The organism is Streptomyces sp. NPDC029292 (assembly GCF_055569295.1).
In genome coordinates this window covers 277,531-300,355 of the sequence record NZ_JBVHXR010000012.1, presented here as the reverse complement: position 1 = coordinate 300,355, position 22,825 = coordinate 277,531, and the positions used below count along the sequence as shown (strand labels likewise).

Sequence of the window (22,825 nt, the reverse complement as noted above, 5' to 3'; positions counted from 1 at the left end):
TCGGCGATCGAGTCACGGTTGGCGTCCAGCAGCGCGCGGAACTTGAAGAGGATCGTGGTCCGCTTGGCCAGCGAGGACTGGCCCCAGGTCGCGTACGCGTCCTTCGCGGCGGCGACCGCCGCGTCCACCTCGTCGACGGTCGCGAAGGCGACCTGCGTGGTCACGGCGCCGGTCGCCGGGTCGGTGACCGGCCCGTACGTACCCGACGCACCCTCGACAGTCTTGCCACCGATCCAGTGGTTGACGGTCTTCGTCATGGCCAAAAACTCCTTCACAGATGGCGGCGTCGGGCGGCGACGTGCCGGTCGTACTCCTCACGCGCCTTGACCGCCGACGATCGGGTCGCGGTCTCGGCCACAGGTACATCCCACCAGGCTTGAGCCGGAGGCGCGCCCGACACTGTGTCTGCCGTTTCGGTCTCCACGTAGACACATGTGGGAGTGTCCGCGGCCCGCGCCTCGGCGAGGGCCGCCCGCAGGTCACGTACGGTCTTCGCGCGTAGGACCCGCATGCCCAGGCTGGCCGCGTTGGCGGCGAGGTCGACGGGCAGCGGCGCCCCTGTGTACGTACGGTCCTCGGAGCGGTAGCGGTACGCGGTGCCGTACCGCTCGCCGCCCACGGACTCGGAGAGGCCGCCGATGGAGGCGTATCCGTGGTTCTGCAGGATGAGGACCTTGATCGCGATGCCCTCCTGCACGGCGGTGACGATCTCGGTCGGCATCATCAGATACGTGCCGTCGCCGACCAGCGCCCAGACGGGACGGTCGGGGGCCGCCATCCGCACCCCGATCGCGGCCGGGATCTCGTAGCCCATGCACGAGTAGCCGTACTCCACGTGGTACTGGTCCCGCGACCGCGCCCGCCACAGTTTGTGTAGGTCGCCGGGGAGTGAACCGGCCGCGTTGATGAGGATGTCGTCCTCGTTCACCAGCTCGTCGAGGACGCCGAGGACCTGCGGCTGGGTGGGCCGGATGTCGATGTCCTCGGCCTCGTACGCCGCGTCGACGCGGTACTCCCAGCGCTCCTTGTCGTCGCCGTACTCGGTGACGTACGCGGGCTCGGCCCGGTGCTCGTGCAGGGCGAGGGCCTCGGTGAGGACCTCCAGGCCCGCCCGCGCGTCGGCGATCAGCGGGATCCCGGAGAGCTTGTGACCGTCGTACGGCGCGATGTTGAGGTTCAGGAAGCGGACGCCCGAGGCGGTGAAGAGGGTGCCGGAGGCGGTGGTGAAGTCGGTGTAGCGGGTGCCGACGCCGATCACCAGGTCGGCGGTGCGGGCGAGCTCGTCGGCGGTCGCCGTCCCGGTGTGGCCGATGCCGCCGACGTCCTGCGGATGGTCCCAGCGCAGGGACCCCTTGCCGGCCTGGGTGGAGGCGACGGGGATGCGGGTGGCGGCGGCGAGTTCGGCGAGCGCCTCCTCGGCGCGGCTGTGGTGGACCCCACCGCCCGCGACGATCAGCGGGCGCCGGGCGTCGCGGATCGCCGTCACGGCGGCGGTCAGTTCGGAGGCGTCGGCCGCCGGACGGCGCACGGTCCAGGTCCGCTCCGCGAAGAACTCCTCCGGCCAGTCGTACGCCTCCGCCTGCACGTCCTGCGGCAGCGCGAGCGTGACCGCGCCGGTCTCGACCGGGTCGGTGAGCACGCGCACCGCCTGGAGCGCGGCCGGGATCAGTGCCTCGGGGCGGGTGATCCGGTCGAAGTACTTCGACACCGGGCGCAGACAGTCGTTGACCGACACGTCGCCCGCGTAGGGGACTTCGAGCTGCTGGAGCACCGGGTCGGCGGGGCGGGTCGCGAAGGTGTCGCCGGGCAGCAGCAGCACCGGGAGGTGGTTGATCGTCGCGAGGGCGGCGCCGGTGACGAGGTTCGTGGCGCCGGGTCCGATGGAGGTGGTGACGGCGTGCGTGGAGAGCCGGTTGCTCTGCCGGGCGTAGCCGACCGCCGCGTGCACCATGGACTGTTCGTTACGGCCCTGGTGGTACGGCATGTCGTCGCCGTACTCCACGAGCGCCTGGCCGATCCCGGCGACGTTCCCGTGGCCGAAGATGCCCCAGGTGGCGCCGATCAGCCGCTGCCGCTCGCCGTCCCGTTCCGTGTACTGGGCGGCCAGGAACCGCACCAGTGCCTGGGCGACCGTAAGCCTGGTCGTCGCCCCCGAGGCCTTTGACGCCCTTGTCGTCGGCTCTGTCATCGGTACCCCTCCGTGTGCTCCGGGTGGAAGCAGATCCGCCATTCCCTGTCCCTGCCCGGTCCGGCCATCACATTCAGGTAGTACATCGTGTGGCCGGGCTGGGCGATGGACGGACCGTGCCATCCGTCGGGGACGAGGACGGCATCGCCGGTGCGGACCTCGGCGAGGACATCGGATCCGCCCTCGCGCGAAGGGAATACGCGCTGATAGCCGAACCCGTTCGGGCCGTCGATCTCGAAGTAGTAGATCTCTTCGAGCTCCGATTCGATGCCGGGCCGGTGCTCGTCGTGCTTGTGCGGCGGGTACGAGGACCAGTTGCCGCCGGGGGTGATGACCTCGACGGCGATGAGCTTGTCGCAGTCGAAGGCGTCGGCGGAGGCGAAGTTGCGCACCTGGCGGGCGCAGCTGCCGCTGCCGCGGTCTTCGACGGGAACCTCCGGCGCGGGGCCGTAGCGGGCGGGGAGTCGGCGCTCGCACTTCGCTCCTGCCAGGGCGAAGCGGCCTCCCACGCCGGAGGCGATCTGTGCCCGGGCGTCACGGGGCACGTACGCGAAGTCGGTGACCCCCGCGAAGACGCTCTCCCTGCCCAGGATTTGGAACTCTTCGTCCTCTATGTGCACCGTACAACCGCCACTCAGGGGAAGCACGATCCACTCGCTGTCACCGGTGGTGAAGAGGTGCGTGCCGCCGGGTTCCAGCTCCACGACGCGCAGGCTGCTGTGGGTCCAGCCGGCGCGTTTGGGGTCGATGTCGAGCGCGTAGTTCGCGTCGGCGGTGGTGCCCTTGGGGACGTACAGCTCGTTGCTCATGCGGCCCTCACAGAAGTCCTACGGCGGTGTCGACCGCCGCTGCCACGTCGCCGTCCGCCGGATACAGCAGCGAACGGCCGACCACCAGGCCCTGCACGGTGGGGAGTTGGAGCGCGCCGCGCCACTTCTCGTACGCGCCCTCCTGGTCCTCGCCCACGTCGCCGCCGAGCAGGACGGCGGGCAGCGTGGAGGTCTCCATGACGCGGGCCATGTCGTCGGGGTTCTCGGTGACGGGGACCTTCAGCCAGGTGTACGCCGAACTGCCGCCCAGGCCGCTGGCGATGGCGATGGACTTGGTGACGGCGTCGGCGCCCAGATCGTTGACCAGTTTCCCGTCCTCTCGGCGACGGGACAGGAACGGCTCGACGAAGACCGGGAGTCGGCGCTCCGCCATCTCGTCGATGACGCGGGCGGTGGACTCCAGGGTGCGCAGCGAGCCGGGGTCGTCGTAGTCGATGCGCAGCAGCAGCTTGCCCGCGTCGAAGCCGAGCCGCTCGATGTCCTGCGGGCGGTGCCCGGTGAACCGGTCGTCCAGCTCGAAGGCGGCGCCCGCGAGTCCGCCCCGGTTCATCGAACCGAGGACGACCTTGCCGTCGAGCGCGCCGAGCAGCAGCAGGTCGTCGAGGATGTCGGCGGTGGCGAGCACGCCGTCGACTCCGGGACGGGACAGCGCGAGGCAGAGCCGCTCCAGGAGGTCGGCGCGGCTCGCCATGGCGAACTTGCGGTCGCCGACGGCCAGGGCGCCACGCGCCGGGTGGTCCGCGGCGACGATCATCAGCCGGCCCGAGTCGTTGACGAGGGGACGCCGGGGGCGGCGGGCGGCGGCTTCGGCGATCGCCTCGGGGTGATGCGTGCGGATGCGGACGAGGTCGGCGACGTCGACCTCGGGGCGTCTTTCGGGCGTGGAAGGGGCGGCGCGGGTCGCGGAGGGCGCGCCGGTAGTCGTAGCGCGGTCGCTGCCGCTTGTGGAGCGGTCGTCGTCGGTCGTGGTGGCGTCGCCGCCCTCGCGTCCGACGCGTCCCGCCCTCACCGCACCGCTCCTGCCGTGAGCGCGTGCTCGACCTCGTCGGGTGTCGGCATCGCGGAGGAACACTCCAGGCGGGACGCCACGATGGCTCCGGCGGCGTTCGCGTGCCGCATGATCCGTTCCAGGTCCCAGCCGGCGAGCAGGCCGTGACAGAGGGAGCCGCCGAAGGCGTCGCCGGCGCCGAGGCCGTTGAGGACCGTCACCGGCAGGGGCGGGACCTCGGCGCAGGTGCCGTCGCGGTGGACGGCGAGGACGCCCTTGGGGCCCTGCTTCACGACGGCGAGTTCGACGCCCGCGTCCAGCAGGGCGCGCGCCGCGGTGTGCGGTTCGCGCTCACCGGTGGCGATCTCGACCTCGTCGATGTTGCCCACGGCGACGGTGGCGTGGCGCAGGGCCTCGGCGTAGAACGGGCGGGCCGACTCCGGGTCCCGCCAGAACATGGGCCGCCAGTCGAGGTCGACGACCGTCGTGGCGGACTTGGCGCGATGGGCCAGCGCCGCGAGGGTCGCCGTACGGCTGGGCTCCTCGCTCAGGCCCGTGCCCGTCACCCAGAAGACGCGGGCCGCGCTGATTTCGACCAGGTCGAGGTCGTGCGCGTCGATCTCCAGATCGGGGGCCTTGGGCTGCCGGTAGAAGTACAGCGGGAAGTCGTCCGGCGGGAAGACCTCGCAGAAGGTGACGGGGGTCGGCAGGCCCGCGACCGGCGTGACCCAGCGGTCGTCGACGCCGAAGTCGCGCAGCGCCTCGTGGAGGTAGGTGCCGAACGGGTCGTCGCCCGTCCGCGTGATCACCGCGGTACGCCGACCGAGCCGGGCGGCGGCCACCGCGACGTTCGTCGCCGAGCCGCCGAGGAACTTCCCGAAGGACGACACGCGCGCCAGCGGGACCCCCGTCTGCAACGGGTAGAGGTCCACGCCGATCCGCCCCATGGTGATCAGGTCGTACGCCATCGACTTCCCTTCGCTTCGGCTGCCCCCAGGTCTAGTCCCGCGCGGGGAGCCCTGTCAACGTTTTGTCCAGACATTCGGACGAGGCCTTGACACCTCTCCCACGTGGCCGGAAGCTGACGCCCATGACGTCGTTGTCACCTCAGTCCTCACTGTCCCGCATCCGGATCGGTTCGGCTCCGGACTCGTGGGGCGTCTGGTTCCCCGACGACCCCCAGCAGGTCCCCTGGCAGCGCTTCCTCGACGAGGTCGCGCAGTCCGGATACGAGTGGATCGAACTGGGCCCGTACGGCTATCTGCCCACCGATCCGGCCGTCCTCAAGGAGGAGACCGCGCGGCGCGGGCTCACCGTCTCGGCCGGCACCGTCTTCACCGGGCTGCACCGTGGTCCCGACGTGTGGGAGTCCACCTGGGCGCACGTCTCGGACATCGCGGCGCTCACCCAGGCGATGGGCGCCGAGCACCTCGTCGTCATCCCGGCCTTCTGGCGGGACGACAAGACGGGCGAGGTACTGGAGGACAGCACGCTGTCGCCGGCGCAGTGGCGCGATCTGACCGCCCAGACCGAGCGCCTCGCCCACGAGGTGCGCGAGCGCTACGGGCTGCGGATCGTCGTCCACCCGCACGCCGACACGCACATCGACAGCGAGGAGAACGTGACGCGTTTCCTCGACGCGACCGATGCGTCGCTCGTGTCGCTGTGTCTCGACACGGGCCACTACGCCTACTGCGGCGGCGACAACGTCAAGCTCATCGAGACCTACGGCGAGCGCATCGGGTATCTCCACCTCAAGCAGGTGGACCCGCTGATCCTGGCCGAGGTACGGGCGAACGAGGTGCCGTTCGGGCCCGCCGTCGCCCGGGGTGTGATGTGCGAGCCGCCGTCCGGCGTACCGGCCCTCGAGCCCGTCCTCGCCGCCGCGCAGAAGCTCGACGTCGACCTCTTCGCGATCGTCGAACAGGACATGTATCCGTGCCCGCCGGACAAGCCGCTGCCGATCGCCCAGCGGACCCGGAACTTCTTGCGTTCCTGCGGGGCCTAGCCGATAGGTGGCCCGCTGAGCGCTCGGGGCTCGGCGGGCCTTCCGGCGCTCCGGTACGGCGTTGCACCATGGGTGTTTCCCAGGTGCGGGCGGCGGCGGGAGAGGCGGATGGCGACAGGGCAGCGGGCGCGGGAGGCGGTCGTCTCGCAAGCGGGGTACGGGCCCGGCGGCGCCTGGGAGACCGTGGTCGCGCTGCCCCATCCGCGGCTGCGGCCCGGGGTGCTCAGCTACCGCGGGATCCGGCTCGCCCTCGACGGGCCGCGGCGCAGGCTGGAGACACCGATCGGCGCCGCGACGCTGCTGCTGGGCTTCGAACAGCCCATACGCATCTCACGCGCGGGCCGGCCCACCACCACCCTCGTGTCGGTGTTCTCCGGACCGACCACCACCGCGGCCGTCGGCGAGCACGACGGACGGCTGACGGGCATCGAGGTGCTGCTCGCGCCGTGGGCCGCGTTCACGCTCTTCGGCACACCGCAGTACGAACTCGCCGACCGGACGGTGGATCCCGACGAACTGCCGCATCGCCTGGGCGCCCGCTCGAGTCGTGACCGCTGGAGCAGCATCGGTGAACTCTCCGCCGCGCTGGCCGCGTTGCCCGGCTGGGCGGAGCGGTTCGGGCTGCTCGACGATGTGTTCGCCCGCTGGGCTGCGGCGGGGACGCCGAGTTCGGCTCGGGTGGTGCGGGCCTGGGCCCGGCTGCGGCAGACCTGGGGTGCGGTTCCGGTCCCCAAGCTCGCCGGTGAAGTCGGCTGGAGCGTAAGGCAGTTGGAGAACCGGTTCCGGGAACAGATCGGGCTCGGGCCCAAGGCCGCGGCGCGGGTGCTGCGGTTGCAGCGGGCGCGACGGCTGCTGGCGGCGGGGTGGTCGCAGGCCGAGACCGCGGCGGCCTGCGGGTTCTACGACCAGGCGCATCTCAGCGGGGAGTTCCGGGCGATGACGGGGTGTACGCCGCGGGAGTTCACGGCGGCGCGGGGCGCTCCGTCGGTGGGGCTGCCGGGGCCGCCCGGCGCCGATCGCATGGCGGGGGAGGCGACCAGCCTGGTGCTCTCTGCCGACCGGAGTGACCGGAGTGCGATTTTTTCCAAGACCGGCAGGGTGCGCTGACGGCACGCTGTGCCTTCCGGCCATGAACGGGGGGGCGGGGGCCGGTGGGCCGGGCCCGGCGCAGCGGGTCCGGCCCACCTTTGGCTGGTGGCACGCCGTTACCCGGCTTCAGCACAGCCCCGTTTACAGGGCGCCCGGCGTTGGTGGCCGACATCCGGCTAATGCATCACTCGTGTCACAAAAACCACCTCCCTGTCACACATGTCCCGTGTACGCGGGTCTTGCGTCACACCCGGTCAACAGGGGCTGTCCTGTGCTCACGCCGTGTCGTTCACGGGGCACAGGCTTTGTGATCGCCAGCGCAGCGCCCCGGCTCCCCCGACGGCCATCCCCGGCCGCCGCCGCGGTACGCGCAGGGAGGTGCCCCTCATGACCGACCGTAGGCTCTGGTCGTACAAGGAGATCGCGGCGCACATCAAGGTGCAGCCGGACACCGTGCGTTCGTACCGCAAGCACGGACTGCTGCCCTCTCCCGACCATGTGGAGGGCGGAAAGCCCTACTGGTACGCGGATACCGTCCGGGCCTGGGTCGCGTCTCGCCCGCGCAACCGCGGCCGCAGAGACGACTGACGCACTCCCCTGTGCCCCGCCCGTGTGCGGGGCACCGTCTTTATTCGTTTGCCCAGGCACCGGCGGGCTGTCGAAGATCCGGAGATGAGCTTCTCCGTCAAACCGGTCCTCACCGGTGAGAAGACCGTGCTGCGCCCCTTCACCGAGGACGACGCGGACGTCATCGCACCGATCCTGGACGACCCCGAGGTCATCCGCTTCACCTTCCCACCGTCCGGTGAACTCACCCTGGAGCGGCTGCGTTCCTGGTACGGCTCCAGGGCCGGCCGGCCCGACCGGCTCGACCTGGCCGTGACCGACCGCGCCACCGGCGAACTCGTCGGGGAGGTCGTCCTCTACGAGTGGGATCCCGCCGCCGGCAGCTGCGCTTTCCGTACGCTCATCGGTCCCCGTGGCCGAGGGCGGGGGCTCGGCACCGAGGCGACCCGGCTCATCGTCGGTCACGGCTTCGAGCGACTCGGCCTGCACCGGATCACGTTGGAGCTGTACAGCGACAACCACCGGGCCCGCCGCGTCTACGAGAAGGCCGGCTTCGTCAAGGAGGGGGTCCGGCGCCGGGCTCTGCTGCGGGATGGCGTCTGGATCGATGAGACGCTCATGGCGGTCCACGCCCACGAGTGGGCCGCCCATCACGGTCACCCCGAGGGCGACGGGCTCAGCTCCACGGTTCGATGACCGTCACGCCCGACCCCGGTGCCGTGCCCATCGCCGCCAGCGCGGCCGGGGCCGCGTCCAGGGTGATGGTGGAGGTCACCAGGAGGTCGGGGCGGAGTACGCCGGCCCGGACGAGCTCCAGCATCCGTGGGTAGGCGTGCGCCGCCATGCCGTGGCTGCCCAGGAGTTCGAGTTCGAGGCCGATCACGCGGGACATCGGGACCTCGGGGGCCTGAGGCAGCAGGCCGACCTGGACGTGACGGCCGCGGCGGCGCAGGCCGTTCACCGAGGCCGCGCAGGTGACCGGGGAGCCGAGGGCGTCGAGGGAGAGGTGGGCGCCGCCGCCGGTCAGATCGCGGACCGCCGCCGCCGGGTCCTCGACCTGCGCGGCGTTCACACACTCCGCCGCCCCGAACTTCCGTGCGAGGTCCAGGGCCTGGGGCGAGAGGTCGACGGCGACGACCCGGGCGCCGGAGGCCGCCGCGATCATCACCGCCGACAGGCCCACACCTCCGCAGCCGTGCACCGCGACCCACTCCCCCGCCGCGACCCGGCCCTGCGCCACCACCGCCCGGAAAGCCGTGGCGAAACGGCAGCCGAGCGAGGCGGCCGTGGCGAAGGACAGCTCGTCCGGCACCGCGACCAGATTCACGTCGGCGTGGTCGAGGGCCACGTACTGGGCGAAGGACCCCCAGTGCGTGAACCCCGGCTGGGTCTGCCGCTCGCACACCTGCTGGTCGCCCGCCGCGCACGAGGGGCAGCTTCCGCAGGCGCAGACGAACGGGACGGTGACCCGGTCGCCGGGGCGCCAGCCGGTCACCCGGGCGCCCACCGCCTCGACGACCCCGGCGAGTTCGTGCCCCGGAACGTGCGGGAGCGTGATGTCCGAGTCGTGCCCCATCCACCCGTGCCAGTCGCTCCGGCACAGCCCGGTGGCCTCCACCCGCACCACGACCCCGTGCTCCGCGGGCTCCGGATCCGCCACCTCACGTACCTCGGCCGGCTCCTCGTACCGCTCGAACACCACTGCCCGCATCCGTCTCGCCCTCCACCCGGAGATCACCTTCGGGAGCGAACGCTAGCGGCCGCCCACGACCTTTTCCCGGGTCATGCACCGCTACCTCAAGCCGATCCTCGACGCCGCGGGCCCCGCCCACCCCTGAGATTCGCCGACCGCACCGGCGAGGAAGATCAGCATCGCGAGGCCCAGGTTCGAGAGCGTGTCGATGACCTGGCCGTCACCGGCCCAGCCCAGCGCGCCGGGACCGATCAGGATGCTGAGCAGGGTCTCGAAGATGACCGGCGGGACCGGCGGCCGGCGGCCGATTCCGTGCGCCGGCAGCGGGGCGAGCGGCGCGATGGGCGGGATCAGGATGAGTGTTCCGGACTGCGACATAGCGGATATTCGCCATAAGGTTCGGACAAACCTGACCGAGCCCGAGGGATGAGCCGTGACCCAGAATCAGCCGCCCGGTGCACCCCGGGCCCGCATTCCCGGACCCCAGCAGCCCCCGCCGTCGTATCCCCAGATCCGCGCCGGACTCTGGAGGCGCTGCCTGGGCGGCGGGCTCGCACTCTGGGCGCTGACCGCGGTGGTCACGTACGCGACGAAGAACACCACGTTGCTGCCGACCCTGATCCTGCTCGGCAGCTTCCTGATGCCCGTCGCCTTCGTGCTCTGGGCGTACGAGCGGCACGGCCGCGACCTGGGCGTGCACCTGATCCTGGGGTGCTTTCTGACCGGCGGCACCCTCGGCGTCCTCGGCGCGTCCCTGATGGAGTACTACCTGCTCCACCCGTCGCTGTCGATGTACGTCGGCGTCGGGCTGATCGAGGAGGCGGTGAAGCTCGCCGCGCTGACGTTCATGCTGCGCCGCTACCCCCGGGTGCGCGGGCTGCGGGCGGGCCTGGTGCTCGGCGCGACCGTCGGGTTCGGCTTCGCGGCGCTGGAGAGCGCGGGATACGCGTTCAACGCCGCTGTCTCGCTCAAGGGCGTGGACCTGCGCGCGCTGCTCGAGACCGAGATCCTGCGCGGGGTGTTCGCGCCGTTCGGGCACGCCCTGTGGACCGCGATCGCGGGTGCGGTGCTGCTGGCGTACCGCCGGCCGAACGGGCGCTTCCAGCTCACCGCTCCGGTGCTCAGCGCCTACTTCGGCGTCGCGCTGCTGCACGCCCTGTGGGACTCGACGCACGGCATCGCGATCTGGCTGGTCGCACGGCTGACCACCACGGGGCTCGACCAGACCCTCTTCGCGCAGGGCTACATCCCCACCCCCGCCGACGAGCAGAAACATCTCTTCACGCTGTTCTCGGTCGGCGGCCTGGTCCTGGTCTCGCTCGCCGGAATCGCCTGGGTGCACTCGCTGGCACGCCGGGACCCTACTTGGAGAAGTACCCCCTAGGGGTATATCTTGGATCCCGTAAGCCCCACACGCCTCGACGAGGAGAACCGACATGGCCGCCCAGACCGACACCCCGGGTTCCGTCACGACCGTCTACCAGGTGAGCGGGATGAGCTGCGGACACTGTGAAGGATCGGTCTCCGGTGAGATCTCCCAGATCGCCGGCGTCAGCTCCGTGAAGGCCGTGGCCTCCACCGGCGAGGTCACCGTGGTCTCGGCCGCGCCGCTGGACGAGGAAGCCGTGCGCGCCGCCGTCGACGAGGCGGGCTTCGAGCTCGCCGGCAAGGCCTGAGCACCCAGCACACCCAACAGCTTCTCCATACCGGGCCGTGCCGACCAGCTGATACTGGCTCCGCACGGCCCGGCTCAGCAACGGAGCCGGACGATGACCACCGCAGCACCAGCGACACGCATAGCCGAGACCCCTTCGACGTCGGAGGTCGAGCTCAGCATCGGCGGGATGACCTGCGCCTCCTGCGCGGCCCGCGTCGAGAAGAAGCTCAACCGCATGGACGGCGTCACCGCCACGGTCAACTTCGCGACGGAGAAGGCGAAGGTCTCGTACCCGGAGGGGGTACAGGTCGCCGATCTGATCGCCACCGTGGTGAAGACGGGGTACACGGCCGAGGAACCCCCGCCGCCGGTCCACACGCCGGAACCCGCCGCCGCCGAGGAAGACCCCGAACTCGCCTCCCTGCGCGTACGGCTCCTCGCCTCCGCCCTTCTCGCCCTCCCCGTCGTCCTGCTGTCGATGGTCCCGGCCCTCCAGTTCGACAACTGGCAGTGGCTCTCGCTGACGCTCGCCGCGCCCGTCGTCGTCTGGGGCGGACTGCCCTTCCACAAGGCCGCGTTCACCAACGCGCGGCACGGCGCGGCCAGCATGGACACCCTCGTCTCGGTCGGGACGCTCGCCGCGTTCGGCTGGTCCCTGTGGGCGCTGTTCTTCGGGGACGCGGGGATGCCGGGCATGCGGCACGGCTTCGACCTCACCGTCTCGCGTACGGACGGGTCCTCGGCGCTCTATCTCGAAGTCGCCGCCGGTGTCGTCGCGTTCATCCTGCTCGGCCGCTATCTGGAGGCCCGCTCCAAGCGGCGCGCCGGGGCGGCGCTGCGGGCACTGATGGAGCTGGGCGCGAAGGACGTCGCCGTGCTGCGCGGAGGCCGTGAGGTCCGTATCCCGGTCGCCCGGCTCGAGGTCGGCGACCGCTTCGTCGTACGGCCCGGCGAGAAGATCGCCACCGACGGGACGGTGGTGGAGGGTTCCTCCGCCGTCGACGCCTCCATGCTGACGGGCGAGTCGGTGCCGGTGGACGTGACCGTCGCCGACGCGGTGACCGGCGCGACCGTGAACGCCGCGGGGCGGCTGGTCGTCGAGGCCACCCGGGTCGGCGCGGACACCCAGCTCGCGCGGATGGCGCGGCTCGTGGAGGACGCGCAGAACGGCAAGGCGGAGGTGCAGCGGCTCGCCGACCGGATCTCCGGGATCTTCGTGCCGGTGGTGCTGCTGATCGCGCTCGGCACGTTCGGGGTCTGGCTCGCGGTCACGGGTGACACGGTCGCCGCCTTCACCGCGGCCGTCGCGGTGCTGATCATCGCCTGCCCGTGCGCGCTGGGCCTGGCCACCCCGACCGCCCTGATGGTCGGCACGGGGCGCGGCGCCCAGCTCGGCATCCTCATCAAGAGCCCCGAGGTCCTGGAGTCCACGCGCCGCGTCGACACGGTCGTTCTGGACAAGACCGGGACGGTGACGACGGGACAGATGAAGCTTCAACAGGTGTACGTCGTCGGTGGCGTCGCCGAGAAGGACGTTCTGCGGCTGGCAGGAGCCCTGGAACACGCCTCCGAGCATCCGATTGCCCGGGCGATCGCGGCGGGCGCTCAGGAGCGCGCTGGGGAGTTTCCGTCACCGGAGCACTTCGAGAACGTTCCCGGGCGCGGGGTGCGCGGGCGCGTGGAGGGGCACGACGTCACGGTGGGCCGGTTCCCGGACGCCCTTCCGGACGAGCTGGCCGACGCCAAGACGGCGGCCGAGGCGGAAGGCCGTACCGCCGTCGTGGTCGCCCGGGACGGCGCGGCACTCGGTGTCCTGACCGTCGCCGACGCGATCAAGGAGACTAGTGCGGAGGCCGTGCGCGAGCTGCGCGCCCTCGGGCTCACGCCGGTGCTGCTGACCGGTGACAACCGGGCGGTCGCGGAGTCCGTGGCGCGTGCCGTCGGCATCGACGCCGGGGATGTGATCGCCGAGGTGCTGCCCGAGGACAAGGTCGACGTGGTCAAGCGGCTGCAGGGTGAGGGGCGGACCGTCGCGATGGTCGGCGACGGGGTCAATGACGCGGCGGCCCTCGCCACCGCCGACCTGGGCCTTGCGATGGGCACGGGCACGGACGCGGCGATCGAGGCGAGCGATCTGACGCTCGTGCGCGGGGATCTGCGGGTGGCCGCGGACGCGATCCGGCTGTCGCGCAGGACCCTCACCACCATCAAGGGAAACCTGGTCTGGGCCTTCGGATACAACGTGGCGGCGCTGCCGCTCGCCGCGGCCGGTCTGCTGAACCCCATGATCGCGGGGGCGGCGATGGCTTTCTCGTCGGTGTTCGTGGTGACGAACAGCCTTCGGCTCAGGACATTCTCATGACGGCGGAGTAAGAGTCCCCCTAGAGTCCAACGACAGCCTCACATAAGCTCTTCACAAGGCTCGCGCATCTTCCTTACGCTTGGGTCCCGATTGCCGTATCGGGCCTCTTGCGCATCTTCAGGACATATGCAAGAGACGCAGATCACAGTGATGTGAACGTAACCATCGAAGGGGTTCGTGAGTCTAAGTTGGCGGTGTCAGAGGCGTCTTGGGGGGCGTTTCTGACATCTGGGGATGTCTTGGGGGACGTTCCCGGAACTGCGTTGCCGGGGCACGTACACCGGGGAGCTTTGAGCGGCCCTCCCGTCGGTACGGGTCCCGGCAGACCGCACAGCAGTAGCTGAGGTTTTGCTCGTTTAGCTCGCAGCACGTTCGCAGTACGCAGTAGTAGGCAGTAATACGCAGCGATTCAGGCGCTGTCCCACAGACGCCCGGCCGGATCCCGTGGGGGGAATCCGCACCGGCGCAAGGAAAGCGCCCTGACTGCCAGCCCGTGGGGGGACTGGTAGCAGGGCGCTTTCCGTATTTTTGAAGCTCGGTTCGCCTCCGGGCGCAGCAGCCCGGAGTGAACTGGGCCTTAGCGGGCCTCGACCGGCACGAAGTCGCGCAGGACCTCGCCCGTGTAGATCTGGCGCGGGCGGCCGATGCGGGAGCCGGGCTCCTTGATCATCTCGTGCCACTGGGCGATCCAGCCCGGGAGGCGGCCGAGGGCGAACAGGACCGTGAACATCTCGGTCGGGAAGCCCATGGCGCGGTAGATCAGGCCGGTGTAGAAGTCCACGTTCGGGTAGAGGCTGCGCGAGACGAAGTAGTCGTCGGAGAGCGCGTGCTCCTCCAGCTTGAGCGCGATGTCCAGCAGCTCGTCGGACTTGCCGAGGGCCGAGAGGACGTCGTGCGCGGCCGCCTTGATGATCTTCGCGCGGGGGTCGAAGTTCTTGTACACCCGGTGGCCGAAGCCCATCAGGCGGACGCCGTCCTCCTTGTTCTTCACCTTGCGGATGAAGGAGTCGACGTCGCCGCCGGAGGCCTGGATGCCCTCCAGCATCTCCAGCACGGACTGGTTGGCGCCACCGTGCAGCGGGCCCCACAGGGCGGAGATACCGGCGGAGATCGAGGCGAACATGTTCGCCTGCGAGGAGCCCACCAGACGCACGGTGGAGGTCGAACAGTTCTGCTCGTGGTCCGCGTGCAGGATCAGCAGCTTGTCGAGCGCGGAGACGACGACCGGGTCGAGCTCGTACTCCTGGGCGGGGACCGAGAAGGTCATGCGCAGGAAGTTCTCGACGTACCCGAGGTCGTTGCGCGGGTAGACGAAGGGGTGGCCGATCGACTTCTTGTAGGCGTACGCCGCGATCGTCGGAAGCTTGGCGAGCAGCCGGATCGTCGAGAGGTGACGCTGCTTCTCGTCGAACGGGTTGTGGCTGTCCTGGTAGAACGTCGACAGGGCGCTGACCACCGACGACAGCATCGCCATCGGGTGGGCGTCGCGCGGGAAGCCCTGGAAGAAACGCTTGACGTCCTCGTGCAGCAGCGTGTGCTGGGTGATCTCGTTCTTGAAGGTGGAGAGCTCGTCCACGTTCGGCAGCTCGCCGTTGATCAGCAGAGAGGCCACCTCAAGGAAGGTGGAGCGCTCGGCAAGCTGCTCGATCGGGTAGCCGCGGTACCGGAGAATGCCCTGCTCACCGTCGAGGTAGGTGATCGCGGATTTATACGCGGCGGTGTTGCCGTACCCGCTGTCCAGCGTCACCAGCCCGGTCTGGGCGCGGAGCTTCCCGATGTCGAAGCCCTTGTCGCCGACGGTGCTGTCGATCACCGGGTAGGTGTACTCGCCATCGCCGTACCGCAGTACTACAGAGTTGTCGCTCACGTCATCCCTCACCGACGTTGTGCCTCTTCTTCGAGGTGCCCTGACTGTCTCTACCATCCCCCATTTGGCCCTGGAGAGTGCACTCGGGGTCGACCATTGGGCCTATTGGCGGCACTCAGTGCCGCCAACCTGCTCATCCTGCCCCCCTTCGCCCGGGTTCCGGAAGTGCTGTGTGACCTTTGCGACTCATTTGATCGATCATTTTTTGTGAAGCCTGCCCGCACAGGCCTCCGAGCCGCCGAATCAACGCCGCGTCAGCCCTCCAGGGGACCGGACGTCAGCCCTCCGGGCGAGCGGGGGTCAGCCCTCCAGAGGGCGGGGTGAGAGCCGGAAGTCCAGGGCCGTGCAGCGGCGCCCCGCGGACACCGTGCGGACCGCCTGGCCTATCGCTTTGCGGGAACCGACGAGGACGACCAGCTTCTTTGCGCGGGTGACCGCCGTGTAGAGCAGATTGCGCTGGAGCATCATCCACGCGCCCGTGGTCACCGGGATCACCACCGCCGGGTACTCGCTGCCCTGGGAGCGGTGGATGGTCACCGCGTACGCGTGGGCCAGCTCGTCGAGTTCGTCGAAGTCGTAAGGGACCTCCTCGTCCTCGTCCGTCAGCACCGTCAGGCGCTGTTCGACCGGATCGAGCGAGGTGACAACGCCCACGGTGCCGTTGAAGACACCGTTCTCGCCCTTCTCGTAATTGTTGCGAATCTGGGTGACCTTGTCGCCGACCCGGAAGACCCGGCCGCCGAACCGCTTCTCGGACAGGTCGGGGCGGCCGGGGGTGATCGCCTGCTGGAGCAGGCCGTTGAGGTTGCCCGCGCCGGCGGGCCCCCGGTGCATGGGCGCCAGCACCTGCACGTCCCGGCGCGGGTCGAGCCCGAACTTGGCCGGAATGCGCCGCGCCGCCACGTCCACCGTGAGCCGCCCGGCCTCCTCGGTGTCGTCCTCGACGAAGAGGAAGAAGTCCTTCATGCCGTCAGTGACCGGGTGCTGCCCGGAGTTGATCCGGTGCGCGTTCGTCACCACCCCGGACTGCTGGGCCTGACGGAAGACCTGGGTCAGGCGGACCGACGGGACGGGGCTGTGGTCGGCGAGCAGGTCGCGCAGGACCTCGCCCGCGCCGACGCTGGGCAGCTGGTCGACGTCTCCCACGAACAGCAGATGGGCGCCCGGAGGCACCGCCTTGACCAGCTTGTTGGCGAGCAGGAGGTCGAGCATGGAGGCCTCGTCCACGACCACCAGGTCGGCGTCCAGCGGCCGGTCCTTGTCGTACGCCGCGTCGCCACCCGGCTTGAGCTCCAGCAGCCGGTGCACGGTGGAGGCCTCGGCGCCGGTCAGCTCGGCGAGCCGCTTGGCGGCGCGGCCCGTGGGGGCGGCGAGGACGACCTTCGCCCTCTTCGCGCGGGCCAGCTCCACGATCGAGCGGACGGTGAACGACTTGCCGCAGCCGGGACCTCCGGTGAGAACGGCGACCTTCTTGGTGAGCGCGAGCCGGACGGCCTCCTCCTGCTCGGGCGCCAACTCCGCGCCCGTACGCCCCTTCAGCCAGGTCAGCGCCTTGTCCCAGGTCACGTCGCGGAAGCCGGGCATCCGGTCCTGGTCGGTGCGCAGGAGGCGCAACAGCTGGGCGGACAGGGAGAGTTCGGCGCGGTGGAAGGGGACCAGGTAGATGGCCGTCACGGGGTCCCCGCCGTCCGGGCCGGGGACCTTCTCCCGTACGACACCGGGGTCGCCGTCCTCCTCCTGCGGGACCGTCAGTTCGGCGAGGCACTCGATGACCAGGCCGGTGTCCACCTGGAGCAGCTTGACCGCGTCCGCGATCAGCCGCTCCTCCGGCAGATAGCAGTGGCCCTGGTCGGCGGACTGCGACAGGGCGTACTGGAGACCGGCCTTGACGCGCTCCGGGCTGTCGTGCGGGATGCCGACGGACTGGGCGATCTTGTCGGCGGTGAGGAAGCCGATGCCCCAGACGTCGGCGGCCAGGCGATAGGGCTGGTTCTTGACCACCGAGATCGACGCGTCGCCGTACTTCTTGTAGATGCGGACCGCGATGGACGTGGACACCTCGACGGTCTGGAGGAAGAGCATGACCTCCTTGATCGCCTTCTGCTCCTCCCAGGCGTCGGCGATCTTCTTGGTGCGCTTGGGGCCGAGGCCGGGGACCTCGATGAGCCGCTTCGGCTCCTCCTCGATGATCTGGAGGGTGTCGATGCCGAAGTGCTGGGTGATGCGGTCGGCGAAGACCGGGCCGATGCCCTTGACCAGGCCGGAGCCGAGATAGCGGCGGATGCCCTGGACGGTGGCGGGGAGCACCGTCGTGTAGTTCTCCACCGTGAACTGCTTGCCGTACTGGGGGTGGGAGCCCCAGCGGCCCTCCATGCGGAGCGACTCGCCGACCTGGGCGCCGAGGAGCGAGCCCACGACGGTGAGCAGGTCGGCGGCGCCGCGGCCGGTGTCTACCCGGGCGACCGTGTACCCGTTCTCCTCGTTGGCGTAGGTGATCCGCTCCAGGACCCCTTCCACCACCGCCAGGTTCACCTGGCGGTTCCCCGCCTGATTGGACATGATCCGAAGGTACCGGCCGGGACTGACAGCCGTGCCGGGTCAGGACGCTTCGGCGCCGCTCGGGGCCGCCGCCGCGGGGAGTCCGGCCGACGGGTCGCCGCGGCGACGGGCACGCTCTCCATTCCGGGGGCCGCCGCCGAGATGACCGCGCCGCACCGGCCGAGCCGGCCGCCACCGGCCAGGGGGCGCTGAACGGGGTGCGACAGGCGGGCTCGGCACTCGGGGTCGCCGTGCTGGGCACGCTGGGCGGGCTGCCGGGGGCCGGGGCGGTGCCGGTGGGCGCGGGGCTGGTCTCGGCGGTGGTCATCTTCCGCGCGACGGCGAGGAGTTGATCCCGGAAGGGCACCCGTCACCCCTCCACCGAACCGCGCTCATCTGAGCGCGATTCATCACGATCCGGTCTCGGCAGGTGATTGAGGGCTTGATTAACACCCGTGTAATCGATTCCAATCCTCCGTGTAATCGATTCCACGAGGAGGTGGAGCGGCGATGGCGAGCATCAAGGACGTTGCCGCCGAGGCAGGCGTATCCGTCGCCACTGTCTCGCGCGTCCTGAACGACCATCCGTCGGTCAGCGAGGAAGCACGCACCCGTGTGCTGGCCGCCGTGCAGAGCCTGGGCTACCGCCCGAACGCCGTCGCCCGCTCTCTGCGCACCGACCAGACCCGCACCCTGGGCCTCGTCATCAGCGACGTACTCAACCCGTACTTCACCGAACTGGCCCGCTCCGTCGAGGAGGAGGCCCGCGCCCTCGGCTACAGCGTGATCATCGGAAACGCCGACGAGCGGCCCGACCTCCAGGACCACCACGTACGGACCCTGCTGGACCGCCGGATCGACGGGCTGCTGGTCTCCCCCACCGACGGCGGCTCCCCCGGGATGCTGGACGCCGCGCGCGCGGGGACGCCGATGGTCTTCGTGGACCGGTGGATCCCGGGCGTGGACGTGCCGGTCGTCCGGGCGGACGGGCGTGCGGCCGTACGGGATCTCGTCGCCCACCTGCACGGTCTCGGTCACCGGCGGCTCGCCATCATCGCGGGCCCGGCGGCGACCACCACCGGCAGTGAGCGCGTCGAGGCCTTCAGGGAGGCCCTGGCCGAGTACGGACTTCCCCTCCCCGACGCCTACATAGGGCAGGGCGACTTCCAGGCCGAGAGCGGGCGCCGGGCCACCGAGCGGTTCCTCGACCTGGCGGAGCCGCCCGAGGTCGTCTTCGCCGCCGACAACCTGATGGCGCTCGGCGCGCTGGACGCGATCCGCGCGCGCGGGCTGCGGGTTCCCGACGACATCGCGCTCGCCGCGTTCGACGACATCCCGTGGTTCGTGCACACCGATCCGCCGATCACCGCGATCGCCCAGCCGACGGGCGAGCTGGGCCGGGCCGCCGTACGCGCCCTGGTCGACCGCATCGAGGGGCGGCCCCCGCAGTCCGTCACCCTCCCCGCCCGTCTCGTCGCACGCCGCTCGTGCGGCGAGCCGGCCCCCACCCCGCACTCCCCCGCAACGAACAGGAGTAAGTCGTGAGCAACCAGGACGAGTTGCTGCGCATCGAGGGCATACGCAAGACCTTCCCCGGCGTGGTCGCGCTCGACAGTGTGGACTTCGATCTGCGCCGCGGCGAGGTACACGTACTGCTCGGCGAGAACGGCGCGGGCAAGAGCACGCTGATCAAGATGCTCTCCGGCGCCTACCACCCCGACGCCGGGCGGGTCCTCGTCGACGGCGAGGAGGTCCGTATCCAGGGGGCGCAGGACTCCGAGCGCCTCGGGATCGCGACCATCTACCAGGAGTTCAATCTCGTCCCCGATCTGACGGTCGCCGAGAACATCTTCCTGGGCCGCCAGCCGCGCCGCTTCGGGATGATCGACCGGAAGAGGATGGAGGCCGAGGCCGCCGAACTGCTGGAGCGGGTCGGTGTGAACGTGTCACCGCGCGCGCGGGTGCGTGAACTCGGTATCGCACGCCTGCAGATGGTCGAGATCGCGAAGGCGCTGAGCCTGAACGCGCGCGTCCTGATCATGGACGAGCCGACCGCGGTGCTCACCTCCGAAGAGGTCGAAAAACTCTTCGCCATCGTGCGTCAGCTGCGCGAAGACGGTGTCGGCATCGTCTTCATCACGCACCATCTGGAGGAAATCGCCGCCCTGGGGGACCGAGTTACGGTCATCCGCGACGGCAAGAGCGTCGGCCAGGTGCCCGCGTCCACGCCCGAGGACGAACTCGTACGGCTCATGGTGGGGCGTTCCATCGAGCAGCAGTATCCCCGTGAACGGGCTGATGCCGGGGCCTCGCTGCTGACCGTCGAGGGGCTGACCCGTGACGGCGTCTTCCATGACGTCAGCTTCGAGGTGCGGGCCGGTGAGGTCGTCGGCATCGCGGGACTCGTGGGCGCCGGACGTACGGAGGTCGTCCGAGCCGTCTTCGGCGCCGATCCGTACGACAAGGGCGCCGTGAAGGTCGCCGGTGCCGAGCTGCGCCGCCACGACGTGAACGCGGCGATGGAGGCCGGCATCGGGCTCGTCCCCGAGGACCGCAAGGGCCAGGGTCTCGTCCTCGACGCCTCCGTCGAGGAGAACCTCGGCCTGGTCACCCTGCGCGCCGCCACCCGCGGCGGGCTCGTCGACCTCAAGGGCCAGCGGGAGGCCGCCGCGCGGATCGCCGAGCAGCTCGGCGTCCGGATGGCCGGGCTCGGCCAGCACGTGCGCACCCTGTCCGGCGGCAACCAGCAGAAGGTCGTCATCGGCAAGTGGCTGCTCGCCGACACCAAGGTGCTGATCCTCGACGAGCCGACCCGTGGCATCGATGTCGGTGCCAAGGTCGAGATCTACCAGCTCGTCAATCGGCTGACGGCCGCCGGTGCCGCCGTCGTGATGATCTCCAGCGATCTGCCCGAGGTGCTCGGCATGAGCGACCGGGTGCTGGTGATGGCCCAGGGGCGGATCGCGGGCGAGCTGTCCGCAGCCGAGGCGACGCAAGACGCAGTGATGGCACTCGCCGTCAGCACACCAACCCATGCAACTACCGCTGTGGAGGGCTCCCGTGGCCACTGACACGCTCAAGAGCACATCGGGCGCGAGTGGCGCCTCGGCGGTCCGCCGCCTCCTGCTCGACAACGGCGCGCTCACCGCGCTCATCGCCCTCGTCATCGCGATGTCGGCCCTGTCCGGCGACTTCCTGACGACGGACAACCTGCTCAACATCGGCGTCCAGGCGGCCGTCACCGCCATCCTCGCCTTCGGCGTGACCTTCGTGATCGTCTCGGCGGGCATCGACCTGTCGGTCGGCTCGGTCGCCGCGCTCTCCGCCACCGTCCTCGCCTGGATGGCGACTTCGGAGGGCGTCCCGGTCTGGATCGCGGTGATCCTCGCGGTCGCCACCGGCATAGCCTGCGGCCTGGTCAACGGCGTACTGATCTCGTACGGGAAGCTGCCGCCGTTCATCGCGACGCTCGCCATGCTCTCGGTGGGCCGCGGCCTGTCCCTGGTGATCTCGCAGGGCAGCCCGATCGCGTTCCCCGACTCGGTCTCGCACCTCGGTGACACGCTCGGCGGCTGGCTGCCGGTCCCCGTCCTGGTGATGATCGTGATGGGCCTGATCACCGCCGTGATCCTGGGCCGTACGTACATCGGCCGCTCCATGTACGCGATCGGCGGCAACGAGGAGGCGGCCCGCCTCTCCGGTCTGCGCGTCAAGAAGCAGAAGCTCGCGATCTACGCGCTGTCCGGTCTCTTCGCGGCAGCCGCGGGCATCGTGCTCGCCTCCCGGCTCTCCTCCGCGCAGCCGCAGGCCGCGCAGGGGTACGAGCTCGACGCGATCGCCGCGGTCGTCATCGGCGGCGCCTCGCTCGCGGGGGGCACGGGCAAGGCGTCCGGCACGCTGATCGGCGCGCTGATCCTCGCCGTGCTGAGGAACGGCCTCAACCTCCTTTCCGTGTCCGCCTTCTGGCAGCAGGTCGTCATCGGTGTGGTGATCGCGCTGGCGGTACTGCTGGACACGGTGCGGCGCAAGGCCGGGGCGACCCCGGTGGCCGCCGGGGCTTCGGGGGGCGGCAAGGGCAAGCAGGCGATGACGTACGCACTCGCTGCCGTGGTCGCGGCGGCCGTCGTCGGCGCGATGTCCTTCCTGCACACCGGCTCGTCCTCGTCGACGACGCAGAAGGTGGGCCTGTCCCTCTCCACCCTGAACAACCCCTTCTTCGTACAGATCAAGGCGGGTGCGCAGACGGAGGCGAAGAAGCTCGGCGTGGACCTGACCGTCACCGACGCCCAGAACGACGCCTCGCAGCAGGCCAACCAGCTGCAGAACTTCACCAGTTCGGGCTTCGGTTCGATCATCGTCAACCCGGTGGACTCGGACGCGGCAGGCCCGGCGGTCCGCTCCGCGAACAAGGCCGACATCCCCGTCGTCGGCGTCGACCGGGGCGTGAACAAGGCCGACACGGCCGCGCTCGTCGCCTCCGACAACATTGCGGGCGGCAAGCTGGGCGCCAAGGCGATGGCCGAGAAGCTGGGCGGCAAGGGCAAGATCGTGATCCTGCAGGGCCTGGCCGGTACGTCCGCGAGCCGCGAGCGCGGCCAGGGCTTCGCCGAGGGTCTGAAGGCCTACCCCGGCATCCAGGTCGTCGCCCAGCAGCCCGCGGACTTCGACCGCACCAAGGGGCTCGACGTGATGACGAACCTGCTCCAGGCGCACCCCGACATCCAGGGCGTCTTCGCCGAGAACGACGAGATGGCGCTCGGCGCGATCAAGGCGCTCGGCTCCAAGGCGGGCACGTCGGTCGCCGTCATCGGCTTCGACGGCACCCCGGACGGTCTCAAGGCCGTCAAGGCGGGCACGCTGTACGCCTCCGTCGCACAGCAGCCGAGCGAGCTCGGCCGGATCTCGGTGGACAACGCGCTGAAGGCCGCCGAGGGCAAGAAGGTCGAGAAGACGGTGAAGGTGCCGGTGAAGGTGGTCACGTCGAAGAACGTGGACGAGTTCAGCGGATGACACCGGTGAGCGGCCGGACAGCATGCCT

At 70.4% G+C, this 22,825-nt stretch carries 19 protein-coding genes and 1 pseudogene; 11 read left to right on the top strand and 9 right to left on the bottom strand.

Going from position 1 to position 22,825, the window contains the following annotated elements:
* The 5 genes from ACZ4WS_RS26440 to iolC form a co-directional block, all read right to left on the bottom strand.
* The coding region (locus ACZ4WS_RS26440; protein WP_467984005.1) for an aldehyde dehydrogenase family protein at nucleotides 1–257 on the bottom strand (257 nt) is incomplete at its 3' end.
* A 14-nt stretch (nucleotides 258–271) separates the two neighbouring features.
* Nucleotides 272–2,188: a 3D-(3,5/4)-trihydroxycyclohexane-1,2-dione acylhydrolase (decyclizing) gene (gene iolD / locus ACZ4WS_RS26435; protein WP_467984003.1), complete on the bottom strand. Its 1,917-nt coding sequence runs from the start codon at nucleotides 2,186–2,188 to the stop codon at nucleotides 272–274.
* The gene (gene iolB / locus ACZ4WS_RS26430; protein ID WP_467984001.1) at nucleotides 2,185–2,997 is read right to left on the bottom strand and encodes a 5-deoxy-glucuronate isomerase; all 813 of its coding nucleotides are present in this window, start codon (nucleotides 2,995–2,997) and stop codon (nucleotides 2,185–2,187) included. Before iolB ends, iolD begins: the two co-directional genes overlap by 4 nt.
* 7 nt (nucleotides 2,998–3,004) lie before the next feature.
* Nucleotides 3,005–3,856: a Cgl0159 family (beta/alpha)8-fold protein gene (locus tag ACZ4WS_RS26425; RefSeq protein WP_467984036.1), complete on the bottom strand. Its 852-nt coding sequence runs from the start codon at nucleotides 3,854–3,856 to the stop codon at nucleotides 3,005–3,007.
* Nucleotides 3,857–4,023: 167 nt separating this feature from the next.
* Nucleotides 4,024–4,974 carry a 5-dehydro-2-deoxygluconokinase gene (gene iolC / locus ACZ4WS_RS26420; protein WP_467983999.1) on the bottom strand — a complete coding sequence of 317 codons (951 nt, stop codon included), beginning with the start codon at nucleotides 4,972–4,974 and terminating at the stop codon, nucleotides 4,024–4,026.
* Nucleotides 4,975–5,096: 122 nt separating this feature from the next.
* On the opposite strand from iolC, the gene ACZ4WS_RS26415 reads away from it, so the two are divergent.
* The 4 genes from ACZ4WS_RS26415 to ACZ4WS_RS26400 all read left to right on the top strand — a co-directional run bounded on the left by ACZ4WS_RS26415 (nucleotide 5,097) and on the right by ACZ4WS_RS26400 (nucleotide 8,366).
* Nucleotides 5,097–6,014, top strand: a complete 918-nt coding sequence (locus tag ACZ4WS_RS26415) for a sugar phosphate isomerase/epimerase family protein (protein WP_467983996.1) — start codon at nucleotides 5,097–5,099, stop codon at nucleotides 6,012–6,014.
* Between the two features lie 108 nt (nucleotides 6,015–6,122).
* A complete protein-coding gene (locus ACZ4WS_RS26410) occupies nucleotides 6,123–7,121 on the top strand; it encodes a helix-turn-helix domain-containing protein (RefSeq protein ID WP_467983994.1) in 999 nt (332 codons plus the stop codon).
* A gap of 369 nt (nucleotides 7,122–7,490) precedes the next feature.
* The gene (locus ACZ4WS_RS26405; protein WP_467983992.1) at nucleotides 7,491–7,691 is read left to right on the top strand and encodes a helix-turn-helix transcriptional regulator; all 201 of its coding nucleotides are present in this window, start codon (nucleotides 7,491–7,493) and stop codon (nucleotides 7,689–7,691) included.
* 84 nt (nucleotides 7,692–7,775) lie between these two features.
* On the top strand, nucleotides 7,776–8,366 hold the full coding sequence (locus tag ACZ4WS_RS26400; RefSeq protein WP_467983989.1) for a GNAT family N-acetyltransferase: 591 nt from the start codon (nucleotides 7,776–7,778) through the stop codon (nucleotides 8,364–8,366).
* Here the strand turns inward: ACZ4WS_RS26400 and ACZ4WS_RS26395 are convergent.
* A complete protein-coding gene (locus tag ACZ4WS_RS26395) occupies nucleotides 8,347–9,381 on the bottom strand; it encodes a zinc-dependent alcohol dehydrogenase family protein (protein WP_467983987.1) in 1,035 nt (344 codons plus the stop codon). The genes ACZ4WS_RS26400 and ACZ4WS_RS26395 overlap by 20 nt on opposite strands.
* 141 nt (nucleotides 9,382–9,522) lie before the next feature.
* A pseudogene (locus ACZ4WS_RS26390) lies at nucleotides 9,523–9,741 on the bottom strand (cation:proton antiporter domain-containing protein); the annotation flags it as partial.
* Between the two features lie 55 nt (nucleotides 9,742–9,796).
* On the opposite strand from ACZ4WS_RS26390, the gene ACZ4WS_RS26385 reads away from it, so the two are divergent.
* The 3 genes from ACZ4WS_RS26385 to ACZ4WS_RS26375 all read left to right on the top strand — a co-directional run bounded on the left by ACZ4WS_RS26385 (nucleotide 9,797) and on the right by ACZ4WS_RS26375 (nucleotide 13,382).
* Nucleotides 9,797–10,747: a PrsW family intramembrane metalloprotease gene (locus ACZ4WS_RS26385; RefSeq protein ID WP_467983985.1), complete on the top strand. Its 951-nt coding sequence runs from the start codon at nucleotides 9,797–9,799 to the stop codon at nucleotides 10,745–10,747.
* 52 nt (nucleotides 10,748–10,799) lie between these two features.
* The gene (locus tag ACZ4WS_RS26380) at nucleotides 10,800–11,039 is read left to right on the top strand and encodes a heavy-metal-associated domain-containing protein (RefSeq protein ID WP_467983983.1); all 240 of its coding nucleotides are present in this window, start codon (nucleotides 10,800–10,802) and stop codon (nucleotides 11,037–11,039) included.
* Between the two features lie 93 nt (nucleotides 11,040–11,132).
* On the top strand, nucleotides 11,133–13,382 hold the full coding sequence (locus tag ACZ4WS_RS26375) for a heavy metal translocating P-type ATPase (protein WP_467983981.1): 2,250 nt from the start codon (nucleotides 11,133–11,135) through the stop codon (nucleotides 13,380–13,382).
* Nucleotides 13,383–13,959: 577 nt separating this feature from the next.
* Here the strand turns inward: ACZ4WS_RS26375 and ACZ4WS_RS26370 are convergent.
* Both ACZ4WS_RS26370 and recD2 read right to left on the bottom strand, forming a co-directional pair.
* On the bottom strand, nucleotides 13,960–15,249 hold the full coding sequence (locus tag ACZ4WS_RS26370) for a citrate synthase (protein ID WP_467983979.1): 1,290 nt from the start codon (nucleotides 15,247–15,249) through the stop codon (nucleotides 13,960–13,962).
* 300 nt (nucleotides 15,250–15,549) lie between these two features.
* The gene (gene recD2, locus ACZ4WS_RS26365) at nucleotides 15,550–17,808 is read right to left on the bottom strand and encodes an SF1B family DNA helicase RecD2 (RefSeq protein WP_467983976.1); all 2,259 of its coding nucleotides are present in this window, start codon (nucleotides 17,806–17,808) and stop codon (nucleotides 15,550–15,552) included.
* Nucleotides 17,809–18,005: 197 nt separating this feature from the next.
* Between recD2 and ACZ4WS_RS26360 the strand changes: the two genes are divergently transcribed.
* The 4 genes from ACZ4WS_RS26360 (at nucleotide 18,006) to ACZ4WS_RS26345 (ending at nucleotide 22,797) form a co-directional block, all read left to right on the top strand.
* Entirely contained in the window at nucleotides 18,006–18,140 is a 135-nt protein-coding gene (locus ACZ4WS_RS26360) for a hypothetical protein (RefSeq protein WP_467983974.1), read from the top strand.
* Nucleotides 18,141–18,297: 157 nt separating this feature from the next.
* The gene (locus ACZ4WS_RS26355; RefSeq protein WP_467983972.1) at nucleotides 18,298–19,332 is read left to right on the top strand and encodes a LacI family DNA-binding transcriptional regulator; all 1,035 of its coding nucleotides are present in this window, start codon (nucleotides 18,298–18,300) and stop codon (nucleotides 19,330–19,332) included.
* Nucleotides 19,329–20,858 carry a sugar ABC transporter ATP-binding protein gene (locus ACZ4WS_RS26350; RefSeq protein ID WP_467983970.1) on the top strand — a complete coding sequence of 510 codons (1,530 nt, stop codon included), beginning with the start codon at nucleotides 19,329–19,331 and terminating at the stop codon, nucleotides 20,856–20,858. The genes ACZ4WS_RS26355 and ACZ4WS_RS26350 overlap by 4 nt, the downstream gene beginning before the upstream one ends.
* Entirely contained in the window at nucleotides 20,848–22,797 is a 1,950-nt protein-coding gene (locus ACZ4WS_RS26345; RefSeq protein WP_467983968.1) for an ABC transporter permease/substrate-binding protein, read from the top strand. Before ACZ4WS_RS26350 ends, ACZ4WS_RS26345 begins: the two co-directional genes overlap by 11 nt.
* Nucleotides 22,798–22,825: the final 28 nt, after the last annotated feature.

Excerpts from the sequence above, each read along its gene's own strand:
- ACZ4WS_RS26405 (WP_467983992.1), top strand. The coding sequence starts at position 7,491 with ATGACCGACCGTAGGCTCTGGTCGTACAAGGAGATCGCGGCGCACATC.
- ACZ4WS_RS26400 (WP_467983989.1), top strand. The coding sequence starts at position 7,776 with ATGAGCTTCTCCGTCAAACCGGTCCTCACCGGTGAGAAGACCGTGCTG.
- iolC (WP_467983999.1), bottom strand. The coding sequence starts at position 4,974 with ATGGCGTACGACCTGATCACCATGGGGCGGATCGGCGTGGACCTCTAC.
- ACZ4WS_RS26415 (WP_467983996.1), top strand. The coding sequence starts at position 5,097 with ATGACGTCGTTGTCACCTCAGTCCTCACTGTCCCGCATCCGGATCGGT.
- recD2 (WP_467983976.1), bottom strand. The coding sequence starts at position 17,808 with ATGTCCAATCAGGCGGGGAACCGCCAGGTGAACCTGGCGGTGGTGGAA.
- ACZ4WS_RS26410 (WP_467983994.1), top strand. The coding sequence starts at position 6,123 with ATGGCGACAGGGCAGCGGGCGCGGGAGGCGGTCGTCTCGCAAGCGGGG.
- ACZ4WS_RS26380 (WP_467983983.1), top strand. The coding sequence starts at position 10,800 with ATGGCCGCCCAGACCGACACCCCGGGTTCCGTCACGACCGTCTACCAG.
- ACZ4WS_RS26375 (WP_467983981.1), top strand. The coding sequence starts at position 11,133 with ATGACCACCGCAGCACCAGCGACACGCATAGCCGAGACCCCTTCGACG.
- ACZ4WS_RS26395 (WP_467983987.1), bottom strand. The coding sequence starts at position 9,381 with ATGCGGGCAGTGGTGTTCGAGCGGTACGAGGAGCCGGCCGAGGTACGT.
- iolB (WP_467984001.1), bottom strand. The coding sequence starts at position 2,997 with ATGAGCAACGAGCTGTACGTCCCCAAGGGCACCACCGCCGACGCGAAC.
- ACZ4WS_RS26355 (WP_467983972.1), top strand. The coding sequence starts at position 18,298 with ATGGCGAGCATCAAGGACGTTGCCGCCGAGGCAGGCGTATCCGTCGCC.
- iolD (WP_467984003.1), bottom strand. The coding sequence starts at position 2,188 with ATGACAGAGCCGACGACAAGGGCGTCAAAGGCCTCGGGGGCGACGACC.